Origin of the sequence: Pseudomonas sp. DC1.2, assembly GCF_034351645.1 — a bacterium.
Classification (GTDB): domain Bacteria; phylum Pseudomonadota; class Gammaproteobacteria; order Pseudomonadales; family Pseudomonadaceae; genus Aquipseudomonas.
On record NZ_CP133782.1, the window covers coordinates 1,750,526 to 1,763,677 of the forward strand.

A 13,152-nucleotide genomic window follows, 5' to 3' on the forward strand; every position below is an offset into this window, starting at 1 on the left:
AGGAATAAAAATGCCGTCATGTTTGATTACTAATCCCGTTTCAAATGCCAATATTTTGGTGGATTATTTGAAAGATCGAGGGGTGGATTGTTACGCGATAATTGAACTCGATAAAGTGGCTCGGATCCCAAAGCTCAGTGCCAAGAAGAAGGGTGAATTTCAGGTCGAGTTGTATAAAGGCATTTTTACCTGCGAAGACCAATTGCCTCCTGTGGATAGTGGCTTGTTCGACGCCGTTATGCCGGGCAGTGAAAATGGTGTCTTTCTAGCGGAAAAACTTGCCGCCCTGTATTCACTGCCGGGTAATGACCCGGCCACATCATGCAGACGTCGGTACAAAGACCAGATGCAGCGCTCGCTGGCGGACGCGGATCTGGCATTTATTCCCACCACAGTCATCAACGGGAGAGAAGGTGTTCCGCCAGCGATGTCCCAGTGGGAACACTATCCCTGCATTCTTAAGCCTCGGTCGTCCGCCGGCGGCGAAGGTGTTCAGCGTTGCAACAGTCCCGATGAGTTGCAACAGGCATTGGAGAGCGCCTCCTGGAATACGTTTTCTGCGACCTGGACCGTCAACGACCACTTTCTGATACAGCCAATGATCGAAGGACCGGAGTACGTTGTTGATCTGGTGGCCTGTGCAGGTAGCTACGTTATTTCATCGGTTTGTCGCTATATCCGCACTGATGAACTGCACATTCGCGGGTGCGACTTCGTCAAGAAATTTACCTTCATGCTGCCTCTTGATACGCCAGTCAGCAAAGTCTTGAGCGATTATGCCAAGCGTGCCGCTAGAGCACTGGATGTGACTTATGGCGCAGTGCATATGGAGTTGGTCATGGGCGAGAAGGGGCCTGTGATGATCGAGGCTGGCGCCCGCATGCATGGCACCATCACCCCCAAGTTGTTTTCCGACTGTTACGACTCATCACTACTAGATCAGTTGTACGAGGCGTATTTCGGAGATAGCTGTAACCTGCGCGATGCAGTGCTTTTGGCGCCCGCGGTGGTTTCTGATGTCATTTGCATCGAGAACGGTATTTGCTCAATCAGCGAGTCCCTGCTGGAGCAAACCTTGACCGGCCTGATATCACTTAAGGGATATGCTTGTGCGATCGGTGAAGGAGACGAGTACGTGGTGACCCACAATCTTTTTTCATCACCGATGAACGCCTGTTTCTGCGACGTCGATACCGACCAGTTATGGGCTGATGTGACTGCCTTCGACCAGATGGCTGAGCGTCTGATGGACGGTGTCGCCTTCAGCGAAGACGACTGGCGATCCATTCGCCGGACCTATGAAGCTTACCTTGCAATCTGACGCGTCGAGGTTTGCCCAAGCCTCACGAATGGTGGGGATGGGCGCCACCGTTGATGAGCTGACTCAGGCCTGCGGGTTGACCCAGGCTGAGGCGGAGTTGATGCGCAAGTTGCACAAGAACTGACGCCTGTCAGAGATTGTTCCCACGCAGAGCGTGGGAACGATCAGTAGTCATCCCCGCGTTCTGTGATGTCTTTCTCCGGCATGACCGCCTCCGGGTCCTGCCCCGCAGGAAACTTACCCTTCAGATTCCAGGCAAACGCAATGATCTCGGCGATCGTGCGGTACAACTCTTCCGGAATACTGTCCCCAAGCTCCATCCTGGCCAGCAGTTTCACCAGCTCTGGGTTTTCGTAGATCGGTACTTCGCATTCGCGGGCAATCCGCAAAATCTCTTCCGCCAGTTCGTCGTCACCCTTGGCCGTGAGGGTCGGGGCGTGGTTGCCGTCGTATTTGAGGGCAATGGCCTGGCGCGGGGGATTGGTGTCTGTCATGCGGTTTCGTCGACCCAGCGTTGTTCGAGGCGGGTTTGCGCGCCTTGGGGAGGTTTGCCGAGGTGGCAGTCCAGATCGCCAACGTTCAGCCCGGACGCTAACAAACGCTCGCGTAAGGCCGTTAGATTGCTTTCGATCAGGCTGGCGGTGTAAGGGCGTTCGGCCCACAGCTGGCTGGACAGGTTGCCCTTAATCAGTTGGGCCTGAATCTGTAACGGGCCTAACGGCTCCATGTTGAACGCCAGTTCCACGCGCCACAGCGGTTGTTTGGCTTCGCGCTCCTCGCGGCGTTCGTTCTGGGGTGGTTTTTCCGGGTCTTCTTCGCGCTGGAATTTGACCTGCAACGGCACGATGTCCTGTAGGTTGCGCATCGGAATTTCAAGCTGCCAGGTGCTCAGCAACCGACCATCGTTGGTGACGCCGGTTTGCTCCAGACTCGACAGTTGATGACTTTGCAGGCGCGAGACGGCGGCGGCCGCCAGGCGTAACAGATGCTCAAGATCGCCTTCGCCTTCCTGGTTCTGCAACAGCCGTTCGGGCAGCGGAAAACCGGTTGGCTGCGATTTGGCGCTGACCTGTCCGAGCATTCCCAGCGCGCTGCGAACAAAACTCGGCATGGCTTGGGCCAAGGTGTTAGCGGCAATGATTGCGTTGAGATTGGTGTTGCCCGGCAGCCCAGGTGTCAGTTGTGCGATCAGTTTGAGCAGGTCTGCTTTCATGTCCGGGGCCAGTGTCGGATTCTGGCCAGTGAGCAGTTTGGCTTCAAGGAACAGGCCGCTGTTAAACAACGCCTGGGCCAGGCCTTTGGGGCTGCTTAACTGCTGGACGTCCGGCAGTCCGGCGAGCAATTTGTTTACGGCCGCGCGCAGGTCGTCGGATGTTTCATCGGACGCCGGCAAGCTTTGCAAGGCGCTGAGCAGGCTGTCGAGCGAGCCCTGGCGGCTTTGCTGGGTGTTCAATTGTTGAGCGACCGCCAACTGATCCTGGCGGCTGCTCAGCGGCAGGAACTTCAGGGTCTGGGTGTCTTGCACCAGTGCGCTCAGCAAGGTGCCGATGCGCAGCGGTTGCGGGCTGTCGATGCTCAGAGTGCTGCCGCTCAGGACCGTGTTGAGCAGGCTCACCAACGAGCGATAAACCGTCGGTTGGCCCGGCGTTTGCGGCATCACTTGCGAGGTCAGCACTTTGCCCTGCAGCAGTGTACCCGCGGGCAGTTGCGTGGTGTCGATGCGGGTGAGGGTGGCGACGTTGGAGGCAATGGCTTGCTGCACCGTGATCGCCAGGCTACTCGCCGACGGTTGGGTGATGGCAATACTGGTGCCTTGGGGTAGCGGTTGCAGGCTCGTCGCCTCGACCGTGGTTTGGCGGCCACTGTCGAGGGTCACTTTGAGCACCAGTTGAAAGCTTTGATCCGTTTGCTTAAGTGACACCACTTCGGCTTGGGCGGTCTGGCCCGAGCTGATCAGGCCATCCATCGGTGTCAGCAATTTGAGCACGTCGCCGCTGACCGCCAGCGGGCGTGTAGCGACCGGCGCGGTCTGGGGCAGCGGGAGGATGTTCATTTCGCCTGTCATACGCGGTCACAACCTTCGGAAAATGCGCTCTTTAGAGTAGGGCATGGCATGTATAATCCCGCCCCGTTACAACCGGGGCGCTGAAAACATTACAAATGTTTGACGTAGCTCTCTAGTTCGGGCCGCCAATGCATCTATTCTGCATCTCTTTAGCGGCCGCTCCACTGCCGACTTGAACCGTAAAGGCGCGTGATCTCTTGACCAGTCCTGTCCTGAAAACCGTTGACCTCGCCTGTGAGCGAGACCTTCGGCTGCTCTTCGAAAATCTCGAACTGAGCCTGTGCAGTGGCGAAATGGTACAGATCAGCGGCCCAAATGGCAGCGGCAAGACCAGTCTTTTACGCTTGTTGGCTGGCTTAATGCAGCCGACCGCAGGCCAGGTGCTGCTCAACGACCAGCCGCTGCACGAACAACGCAGTGAACTGGCGCGCATCCTGCTGTGGATCGGCCACGCCGCCGGGATCAAAGAATTGCTGAGCCCGGAAGAAAACCTCAGCTGGCTCTGCGCCCTGCACCAGCCTGCGACCCGAGAGGCTATCTGGCAAGCGCTCGACGCTGTCGGCCTGCGCGGATTCGAAGACGTCCCTTGCCACACCCTGTCGGCCGGTCAGCAGCGCCGCGTAGCGTTGGCGCGGTTGTACCTCGACAGCCCGCCCTTGTGGATTCTTGACGAGCCGTTTACCGCGCTCGACAAACAAGGTGTGGCGCAACTCGAAGAACACCTGGCGGCGCACTGTGAGCAGGGCGGCATGGTCATTCTCACCACTCACCACACGTTGACCCGCTTGCCGGCTGGCTACCGTGACATCGATCTGGGGCAATGGGCCGTATGAGTGTGTTCGGCTTGTTGGTTGCCCGTGAGGCTCGTCTGTTGTTTCGCCGCCCGGCGGAACTGGCCAATCCGCTGGTATTCTTCGCCATTGTGGTTTCCCTGTTCCCGCTGGCGGTCGGACCCGAGTCTCAATTGTTGCAAACTTTGTCTCCGGGACTGGTCTGGGTGGCGGCGTTGTTGTCGGTTTTACTGTCGCTGGACGGGCTTTTTCGCAGTGATTTCGAAGACGGTTCCCTGGAACAGTGGGTCCTTTCGCCGCACCCCCTGGCGCTTCTGGTGTTGGCCAAGGTGCTGGCACACTGGGTGTTTTCCGGCCTGGCCCTGGTGCTGCTCGCCCCCTTGCTGGCATTGATGCTGGGTTTGCCAACCGCCTGTCTGCCGGTGTTGCTGCTGTCTTTGTTGCTGGGGACACCCGTGCTGAGCTTGCTCGGTGCGGTGGGCGCGGCGCTGACGGTAGGATTAAAGCGCGGCGGCCTGTTGCTGGCTTTGCTGATCCTGCCGTTGTACATACCGGTATTGATTCTCGGCAGTGGCGCCCTGCAGGCGGCTTTGCTGGGCATGCCGGCGACTGGTTATCTCCTATGGCTGGGTAGCCTGACGGCCTTGGCGATAACCCTGACACCCTTTGCAATAGCTGCTGGCCTGAAGATCAGCGTCGGCGAATAATAATGAGGTCTGGTCGTTTTTTGATCGCTTTCTTTTGAAAAAAAGGCAGACCCTTGGCTCTTCATAGCGAAGAGCAACCGTGATGGAAACAGCAATGAACTGGACCTGGTTTCATAAGCTCGGCTCGCCCAAATGGTTTTACGGCATCAGTGGCAAATGGCTGCCGTGGCTGAGCGTCGCGGCGTTGCTGCTGATTAGCGTCGGCGTAGTCTGGGGTTTGGCCTTCGCGCCACCGGACTACCAGCAAGGCAACAGCTTTCGCATCATCTACATTCACGTTCCGGCCGCAATGCTGGCGCAGTCCTGTTACGTGATGCTGGCGGTGTGCGGCATTGTCGGGCTGGTGTGGAAGATGAAACTGGCCGACGTCGCCCTGCAATGCGCGGCGCCCATCGGTGCCTGGATGACTGCGGTGGCGCTGGTCACCGGGGCGATTTGGGGCAAACCGACCTGGGGTTCGTGGTGGGTCTGGGATGCGCGGCTGACCTCGATGCTGATTCTGCTGTTTCTGTATTTCGGACTGATTGCCCTTGGCAACGCCATCAGCAATCGCGACAGCGCGGCGAAGGCTTGCGCGGTATTGGCGATTGTCGGCGTGATCAACATCCCAATCATCAAGTACTCGGTGGAGTGGTGGAGCACCCTGCACCAGGGCGCGACCTTCAGCCTGACCGAAAAACCAGCGATGCCCGCCGAGATGTGGTTGCCATTGCTGTTCACGGTGCTGGGTTTTTACTGTTTCTTCGGTGCGGTGTTGCTGCTGCGAATGCGCCTTGAAGTGCTCAAGCGCGAATCGCGAGCGAGTTGGGTGAAGACCGAAGTACAGAACAGCCTGGAGGCCGCTCGATGAGTTTTGCTTCATTCGGCGATTTCCTCGCCATGGGCCATCATGCCCTGTATGTCTGGTCAGCCTATGGCATCTGCCTGGCGGTATTGGCCTTCAACGTGGCGGCGCCGATCCTGGCCCGCAAGCGGTATCTGCAACAAGAGGCGCGTCGTTTGCGCCGGGAGAACGGCAAGTGAATCCGCTGCGTAAAAAGCGTCTTATTATCATTCTCGCGATCCTGGTGGGGGTTGGCGCCGCTGTCGGCCTTGCCCTGAGCGCCCTGCAGCAGAACATCAATCTTTTTTATACGCCGACCCAGATCGCCAACGGCGAAGTCCCGCACGACACGCGCATTCGTGCTGGCGGGATGGTGGAGAAGGGCTCGCTGCAACGTACCGGCGACTCGCTGGACGTCACGTTCATCGTCACCGACTTCAACAAGTCCGTGACCATCACCTATCGCGGTATCCTTCCAGACTTGTTTCGAGAAGGTCAGGGCATCGTTGCTCTGGGCAAACTCAACGCTGACGGCGTGGTGGTGGCCGATGAGGTGCTGGCCAAACACGATGAGAAGTACATGCCGCCCGAAGTGGCCAAGGCCCTGAAAGACAGTGGCATGTCGGCTCCCGCACCTGCCAAAGAGGGTTAACTGATGACGTCTGCAATCTTCATCCCCGAATTGGGTCAACTGGCGATGATTCTGGCGCTGTGCTTCGCGGTGGTTCAGGCCATCGTGCCATTGCTGGGAGCCTGGCGCGGCGACCGCTTGTGGATGAGCCTCGCGCAACCGGCTGCCTGGGGCCAGTTTACGTTTCTGGTGTTTGCGTTTGGTAGCCTGACGTATGCCTTCATGACAGACGACTTCTCTGTCGCCTATGTCGCCAACAACTCCAACAGCGCATTGCCGTGGTACTACAAATTCAGCGCGGTCTGGGGCGCTCACGAAGGGTCGCTACTGCTCTGGGCGTTGATTCTCGGCGGCTGGACGTTCGCGGTTTCAGTGTTCTCCCGGCAGTTGCCGCAGGTGATGCTGGCGCGGGTACTGGCGGTGATGGGCATGATCAGCACTGGCTTCCTGCTGTTTTTGATCCTCACCTCCAACCCGTTCGCACGCATCCTGCCGCAGATTCCGGTGGACGGTCACGACCTCAACCCGTTGTTGCAAGACATTGGCCTGATCGTTCACCCGCCGATGCTCTACATGGGTTATGTCGGTTTCTCCGTGGCGTTTGCTTTTGCCATCGCCGCGTTGCTGGGGGGGCGTCTTGATGCGGCGTGGGCACGCTGGTCACGCCCTTGGACCATCGTTGCCTGGGCGTTCCTCGGTATCGGTATCACGCTGGGCTCCTGGTGGGCTTACTACGAACTCGGCTGGGGCGGCTGGTGGTTCTGGGACCCGGTGGAAAACGCTTCCTTCATGCCCTGGCTGGTGGGCACGGCGCTGATTCACTCGCTGGCGGTCACGGAAAAACGGGGTGTGTTCAAGAGCTGGACCGTGTTGCTGGCCATCGCTGCGTTTTCATTGAGCTTGCTGGGCACTTTCCTGGTGCGCTCCGGTGTGCTGACCTCAGTGCATGCGTTTGCGTCGGACCCTGAGCGCGGGGTGTTCATCCTGATCTTCCTGCTGTTCGTGGTCGGCGGCTCGCTGACGCTGTTTGCTCTGCGCGCACCGGTGGTCAAGAGCCATGTCGGCTTTAACCTCTGGTCTCGGGAGACCCTGCTGCTGGGCAACAACCTGGTGCTGGTGGTGGCGGCGTCGATGATTTTGCTTGGCACCTTGTACCCGTTGATCCTCGACGCGATGACGGGCGCCAAGATGTCGGTTGGCCCGCCGTACTTCAATTCCTTGTTCATTCCGTTGATGGCCTTGCTGATGGTGGTGATGGCCGTTGGCATGCTGGTGCGCTGGAAAGACACCCCGGTCAAATGGCTGGTGGGCATGTTGACCCCGGTGTTGCTCGGCAGCGCCGCATTGGCGGTTGTCGCGGGTATCGCTTATGGCGATTTCAACTGGGCGGTGATTGCGACGTTCATGCTCGCTGCCTGGGTATTGCTGGCCGGTGTGCGTGACATCGTCGACAAGACTCGCCACAAAGGCCTGATCAAAGGCCTGCCGACCCTGACCCGCAGTTATTGGGGCATGCAGGTCGCTCACCTCGGCATCGCCGTGTGTGCCCTCGGCGTCGTGTTGTCGAGCCAGAACAGCGCCGAGCGCGACTTGCGCCTGGCGCCCGGCGAGTCCATGGACCTGGCCGGTTATCACTTCGTGTTCGAAGGTGCCAAGCACTACGAAGGGCCGAACTTCACGTCCGACAAGGGCACCATTCGGGTGATCCGCAATGGTAAGGAAGTCAGCGTGCTGCACCCGGAAAAACGGCTCTATACCGTGCAGAACTCGATGATGACCGAAGCCGGGATCGACGCCGGTTTCACCCGTGACCTCTATGTCGCACTCGGTGAGCCACTGGGCGATGGCGCCTGGGCAGTGCGCGTTCACGTCAAACCGTTTGTGCGCTGGATTTGGTTCGGCGGATTGCTCACCGGTTTTGGCGGGTTACTCGCGGCGCTGGATCGCCGTTATCGGGTCAAGGTTAAAAGCCGCGTGCGTGAAGCGCTCGGCATGACGGGAGCCGTTGCATGAGACGTTGGTTGATGCTGTTACCACTGGCGATGTTTCTGGTGGTGGCTGTTTTTCTATATCGCGGTCTGTACCTGGACCCGGCCGAGTTGCCCTCGGCCATGATCGGCAAGCCTTTTCCGGAGTTTTCGCTGCCCGCAGTCCAAGGCGGCAAGACCCTGACCAAGGCGGATATCCTCGGTAAACCGGCGTTGGTCAACGTATGGGGCACCTGGTGCATTTCCTGCCGGGTCGAGCACCCGGTGTTGAACAAACTGGCGCAGCAGGGCGTGCTGATCTACGGCATCAACTACAAGGACGTTAACGCCGACGCCTTGAAGTGGCTGGTGGAATTTCACAACCCCTACCAACTGGACATCCGCGACGAGGACGGCTCCCTGGGCCTGAATCTCGGCGTGTACGGCGCCCCGGAAACCTTCTTTATCGACGCCAAGGGCATCATCCGCGACAAGTATGTCGGCGTCATTGATGAACAAGTCTGGCGCGAGAAACTGGCGGCCAAATATCAGGCACTGGTCGATGAGGCCACGCCATGAAGCGCTGGATAGCCGCCGCGGTGCTGGGGTTGAGCATGGCCGGCGTGGCACACGCAGCCATCGACACCTACGAGTTTGCCAAAGACGGTGATCGGGAGCGTTTTCGCGAGCTGACCAAAGAACTGCGCTGCCCCAAGTGTCAGAATCAGGACCTTGCCGACTCCAACGCACCGATTGCTGCCGATTTGCGCAAAGAGATTTTTCGCATGCTGGGCGAGGGCAAGGACAACCAGCAGATCATCGACTTCATGGTCGATCGTTATGGTGATTTCGTCCGCTACAAACCCGCTCTGAACACCACGACCGCCCTGCTCTGGTTTGGCCCCGCCGGCCTGTTGCTGGGAGGGGTGGTGGTCATCGCCGTGATCGTCCGCCGGCGTCGCGTACAACGCGATGACGTCCAGGATGAGCTTTCTGCCGAGGAGCGCGAGCGCCTCGACCACCTGTTGGATAAAAACCAAGAATGATTGATTTCTGGCTCGCTGCAGGTCTGCTACTTCTGGTTGCCCTGAGTTTTCTGTTGATCCCGGTTTTGCGTGGCCGTCGCGCTCAGCTCGAAGAGGATCGTACTGCCCTGAACGTCGCGCTCTATCAAGAACGTGTGGCTGAGTTGCAGACTCAGCAGGAAGAGGGTGTGCTTGACGCTGCGCAAATGGACACCGGTCGCGCTGAAGCTGCGCGCGAATTGCTGGCCGACACTGAAGGCGTCACTGCGCCGCGTGTGTCGCGCCTGGGCAAGCCGTTGCCGTTACTGGCGGCCATTTTGGTGCCGGTACTGGGACTGGGTTTGTACCTGCATTTTGGCGCCAGCGATAAGGTTGAGCTGACCCGTGAGTTCGCCCAGGCGCCTCAGTCAATGGAGGAGATGACCCGGCGCCTGGAACGTGCGGTAGCCGCGCAACCTGATTCGGCTGAAGGCTTGTATTTTCTTGGCCGCACTTATATGGCTCAAGATCGTCCTGGCGACGCGGCGAAGATCTTCGAGCGTACCGTCAACCTCGCCGGTCGCCAGCCGGAATTGCTCGGTCAATGGGCGCAGGCTCAGTACTTCGCTGATGGCAAGAAGTGGTCGGACAAGGTTCAAGCCCTTACCGACGAAGCATTGAAGGCCGATCCGAAAGAAGTGACCAGCCTTGGCCTGCTCGGCATTGCTGCATTTGAGAGCGAGCGTTACCAGGACGCTATCGACTACTGGAATCGCCTGCTGGTGCAATTGCCACCTGACGATAATTCGCGCAGCGCGTTGCAAGGCGGGATCGTGCGCGCCACCGAGAAACTTGAAGCCAGTGGCCGTCGGGTTGCCCAGGCGCCAGCGGCCAAAGTCGCGGCGCTGCTCAAGGTTCGAGTCGATCTGGCACCCGCCCTCAAGGCCAAGGTCCAGCCCGGCGACAGCGTGTTCATTTTTGCGCGCGCCACTTCCGGTCCTCCGGCACCGTTGGCGGCCAAGCGGTTGACCGTGGCTGATCTGCCGACGACCGTCGAACTGAGCGATGCCGACGCTATGATGCCGCAGTTGAAACTGTCTAACTTCCCTGAAGTCCAACTGGTTGCGCGCATTTCCCGTGCCGGTCAACCGACTGCCGGCGAATGGGTCGGTCGCAACCAGCCCCTGGCCAGCAGCACCACTGCGCCGCAACACCTGACCATCGACAGCCCGGATAAATAATAGGAATCAGCACCATGACCGCCATTGCTCGTATCACCCTGCTCAGTCTTGTCCTGGGGTTAAGCGCGTGTGCGGTCCATCGGCCACCTGAACAAACGCTGCCGCCGATCCCACCTTCAGGGCCGCGCACCACACCGGCCCCGACACCGGATCAGCCGACGACCCCCATCAAATCGTCCAAACCTGTACCGCGGACCTCTGCCAGCTTCGCGCCGCCACCGGGCGGTAGCAGTCACTGGGATGCCAAGCTGGGCGTCTATGTCCTTGAGGACCAGACCGATACCTTCTATCGCCAGCGCACTTATTACCGCTGGAGCGACGGCTGGAGCCGTTCGATCAGCCCCAACGGCCCCTGGGAAGCGACGGATATCCATGGCGTTCCGGCCGGGTTGGGACGCCTGCACCAGGATTGAGTAATGGCCTGAGCCTGCGCAGGTCAGGACCGCCTCTGCAACCGTCTCCGTTCAAGGGCTTGAACGACCGGGCCAGTCACTGGTGCGCAACCCATCGAGCGAGATGCCAGCATCCATCGGCGGCCTCTTCAGTCGCCGCCACCAGCCCTTCGCGCTGTACAGGCCTGCCCATCACACGCGGTAAAACAACCGGGCGTCGCGCTTTGGATTTTTGTGCTTGAGTAAATATAACTCTAGGGTTATTTTTGTTTGGGCCGGAGCAAGGAGGCGGATGGTGCAAAGTAGGTTATTGATGAAGGAATTGATGGAGGCGGGCTGGGTGCTGGACCGGGTTGTCGGCAGTCATCATATTTTTACTCACCGTTACAACCCTTACACGATCCCCGTCCCGCATCCAAAAAAGGATTTGCCGATCGGTACGGTCAAAAGCATCAGGAGGCGAGCGGGGCTCTATTGCCCGCAAGCCAGTTACGCAGGAGATCCATAATGCAATATCCAATCTGTATCGAATGGGGCGACGAGAGCACCGCCATCGGTATCCAGATCCCCGACATTCCTGGCGCTGTCACGGCCGGGGATTCGTTCGAAGACGCCTATAACGCGGCCGTCGAAATTGCCCACATTCTGTTGCAGGAAATAGTGGCGGACGGGGAGACGATTCCAATGCCGACCTCAGCCGCTGTGCATCGTGGCAATCCGGAGTTTGCCGAGATGGGCTGGGGGATGCTCGAACTGGACATTTCGCCCTACCTGGGCAAGACCGAGAAGGTCAACGTGACACTGCCCGGTTATGTGATTCAGCGTATCGACCGGTATGTGCGCGAGCACAACGTTAAAAGTCGCTCTTCTTTTCTGGCGGACGCGGCACTGGAGAAGCTGGTCAGGCACTGAAGGGTGTCAGCTACCTCGCCATCGCGGGCAAACCTTTGTGCTTAAAGGCTCAAAGCTCGCCCGCGATGTTTTTTATGCGTTAAGCCGTCGCCAGCGAAGGCTTCTGCGAAGCACTCAAAAAGCGCAGTAACGCCAGCAGTGGGAAGGCACTACCCACGATCACGATCCACAACCAACCGCCATGCTCATACACCGCACTGGCCAGCGACGAACCCAATGCCCCGCCGATGAAGATGCTGGTCATGTACAACGCATTCAGGCGGCTGCGACTTTTCGCGTCGAGGGCGTAGACCGCACGCTGGCCGAGGACCATGTTCATCTGCACGCAGAAGTCGAGCATGACGCCGGTCACTGCCAGGCCGATGACGCTGTAGAGCGGATGGATGAAGGCCGGTAGGAAACTCAGCGTGGCGAATATCAGGGCCAGCAGTGACGCGAGGCGGGTGTGCCCGGCATCAGCCAGTCGTCCGGCAATGGGCGCGGCGATGGCACCGATGGCCCCAACCAGAGCGAAGATTGCAATCTGGGTTTGGCTCAGACCATGGTTGCGCGCCAACTCCAGGGGCACGGCGGTCCAGAACAGGCTGAACGTGGCGAACATGCAACCCTGGTAAAACGCGCGCTGACGCAGCACCGGTTGCTGGCGCAGCAACGTCCAGAGAGACCCCAGTAGCTGGCCATAAGAAGCCTTGTGATCAGGCGTGCGCTTGGGAATGGTTAACGCAAGCACAATGCTGATCGCGGCCATCAATACCGCCGCAATTACAAACATTGCCCGCCAGCCAAAGTGGTCTGCCACCACGCTGGACACAGGGCGCGCGAGCAGAATCCCCAACAGCAAACCGCCCATGATCCCGCCGACCACACGGCCGCGAGACTCTTCCGGCGCCAGGTGTGCGGCCAGAGGAATCAGGATCTGCACCGAAACTGAGCTGAAACCAACGAGTAGCGAGATCAGTAAAAACACATTGGGCTGATCAGTGAACGCGGCGCCCAGCAAACTGACAATCGCCACCAGGGTGGTGATAATCATCAGCTTGCGGTTTTCCAGCAGGTCGCCCAGCGGCACCAGGAAGAACAGGCCTAGCGCGTAACCGATCTGCGTCAATGAAACAATGAAGCTGGCCATGGTGCTGGACAGACCAATGTCCGGCGCGATGAGGCCGATGATCGGTTGAGCGTAATAGATGTTGGCAACGATGGCGCCGCAGCAAAAGGCAAACAGCAGCACCATGCCGCGGGTCATTGTTACGGTGCTGGTGTGGGGCACCTGGGTCGCTGGATTCATAACGTGTCTC

16 protein-coding genes and 1 pseudogene are annotated in these 13,152 nt (G+C 59.1%); 14 read left to right on the plus strand and 3 right to left on the minus strand.

Going from position 1 to position 13,152, the window contains the following annotated elements:
* The first annotated feature begins 10 nt into the window (after positions 1-10).
* Together RHM68_RS07925 and RHM68_RS07930 are read left to right on the plus strand one after the other, a co-directional pair.
* On the plus strand, positions 11-1,321 hold the full coding sequence (locus tag RHM68_RS07925) for an ATP-grasp domain-containing protein (protein WP_322221630.1): 1,311 nt from the start codon (positions 11-13) through the stop codon (positions 1,319-1,321).
* A 10-nt stretch (positions 1,322-1,331) separates the two neighbouring features.
* Positions 1,332-1,445, plus strand: a pseudogene (locus tag RHM68_RS07930) (DUF2802 domain-containing protein); the annotation flags it as partial.
* Between the two features lie 40 nt (positions 1,446-1,485).
* Here RHM68_RS07930 and RHM68_RS07935 read toward each other — a convergent pair.
* Both RHM68_RS07935 and RHM68_RS07940 read right to left on the minus strand, forming a co-directional pair.
* Positions 1,486-1,815: an EscU/YscU/HrcU family type III secretion system export apparatus switch protein gene (locus tag RHM68_RS07935; protein ID WP_322221632.1), complete on the minus strand. Its 330-nt coding sequence runs from the start codon at positions 1,813-1,815 to the stop codon at positions 1,486-1,488.
* Positions 1,812-3,386, minus strand: coding sequence for a flagellar hook-length control protein FliK (locus RHM68_RS07940; protein ID WP_322221634.1), 1,575 nt, complete (start codon positions 3,384-3,386; stop codon positions 1,812-1,814). The genes RHM68_RS07935 and RHM68_RS07940 overlap by 4 nt, the downstream gene beginning before the upstream one ends.
* Positions 3,387-3,583: 197 nt before the next feature.
* Here RHM68_RS07940 and ccmA point away from each other — a divergent pair, with 197 nt between their 5' ends.
* From ccmA to RHM68_RS08000, 12 genes are all read left to right on the plus strand, one after another.
* On the plus strand, positions 3,584-4,219 hold the full coding sequence (gene ccmA / locus RHM68_RS07945) for a cytochrome c biogenesis heme-transporting ATPase CcmA (RefSeq protein ID WP_322221636.1): 636 nt from the start codon (positions 3,584-3,586) through the stop codon (positions 4,217-4,219).
* Positions 4,216-4,884: a heme exporter protein CcmB gene (ccmB, locus tag RHM68_RS07950; RefSeq protein WP_322223731.1), complete on the plus strand. Its 669-nt coding sequence runs from the start codon at positions 4,216-4,218 to the stop codon at positions 4,882-4,884. The genes ccmA and ccmB overlap by 4 nt, the downstream gene beginning before the upstream one ends.
* 94 nt (positions 4,885-4,978) lie before the next feature.
* Entirely contained in the window at positions 4,979-5,734 is a 756-nt protein-coding gene (locus RHM68_RS07955) for a heme ABC transporter permease (protein ID WP_322221638.1), read from the plus strand.
* Positions 5,731-5,907, plus strand: coding sequence for a heme exporter protein CcmD (ccmD, locus tag RHM68_RS07960; protein ID WP_149657003.1), 177 nt, complete (start codon positions 5,731-5,733; stop codon positions 5,905-5,907). The genes RHM68_RS07955 and ccmD overlap by 4 nt, the downstream gene beginning before the upstream one ends.
* The gene (gene ccmE / locus RHM68_RS07965; protein WP_322221639.1) at positions 5,904-6,359 is read left to right on the plus strand and encodes a cytochrome c maturation protein CcmE; all 456 of its coding nucleotides are present in this window, start codon (positions 5,904-5,906) and stop codon (positions 6,357-6,359) included. The genes ccmD and ccmE overlap by 4 nt, the downstream gene beginning before the upstream one ends.
* A 3-nt stretch (positions 6,360-6,362) precedes the next feature.
* Entirely contained in the window at positions 6,363-8,351 is a 1,989-nt protein-coding gene (locus RHM68_RS07970) for a heme lyase CcmF/NrfE family subunit (protein ID WP_322221640.1), read from the plus strand.
* Positions 8,348-8,884, plus strand: a complete 537-nt coding sequence (locus RHM68_RS07975; RefSeq protein ID WP_322221641.1) for a DsbE family thiol:disulfide interchange protein — start codon at positions 8,348-8,350, stop codon at positions 8,882-8,884. Before RHM68_RS07970 ends, RHM68_RS07975 begins: the two co-directional genes overlap by 4 nt.
* Complete coding sequence (locus RHM68_RS07980) at positions 8,881-9,351, plus strand: cytochrome c-type biogenesis protein (protein WP_322221642.1); 471 nt, start codon at positions 8,881-8,883, stop codon at positions 9,349-9,351. Before RHM68_RS07975 ends, RHM68_RS07980 begins: the two co-directional genes overlap by 4 nt.
* On the plus strand, positions 9,348-10,550 hold the full coding sequence (gene ccmI, locus RHM68_RS07985) for a c-type cytochrome biogenesis protein CcmI (protein ID WP_322221643.1): 1,203 nt from the start codon (positions 9,348-9,350) through the stop codon (positions 10,548-10,550). The genes RHM68_RS07980 and ccmI overlap by 4 nt, the downstream gene beginning before the upstream one ends.
* 14 nt (positions 10,551-10,564) lie before the next feature.
* Positions 10,565-10,963 carry a hypothetical protein gene (locus RHM68_RS07990; protein ID WP_322221644.1) on the plus strand — a complete coding sequence of 133 codons (399 nt, stop codon included), beginning with the start codon at positions 10,565-10,567 and terminating at the stop codon, positions 10,961-10,963.
* Positions 10,964-11,237: 274 nt separating this feature from the next.
* Complete coding sequence (locus tag RHM68_RS07995) at positions 11,238-11,450, plus strand: type II toxin-antitoxin system HicA family toxin (protein ID WP_322221645.1); 213 nt, start codon at positions 11,238-11,240, stop codon at positions 11,448-11,450.
* Positions 11,450-11,854: a type II toxin-antitoxin system HicB family antitoxin gene (locus RHM68_RS08000; protein WP_322221646.1), complete on the plus strand. Its 405-nt coding sequence runs from the start codon at positions 11,450-11,452 to the stop codon at positions 11,852-11,854. Before RHM68_RS07995 ends, RHM68_RS08000 begins: the two co-directional genes overlap by 1 nt.
* Positions 11,855-11,933: 79 nt before the next feature.
* Here the strand turns inward: RHM68_RS08000 and RHM68_RS08005 are convergent, their stop codons facing one another.
* Positions 11,934-13,142, minus strand: coding sequence for an MFS transporter (locus tag RHM68_RS08005; protein ID WP_322221647.1), 1,209 nt, complete (start codon positions 13,140-13,142; stop codon positions 11,934-11,936).
* Positions 13,143-13,152 lie beyond the last annotated feature (10 nt).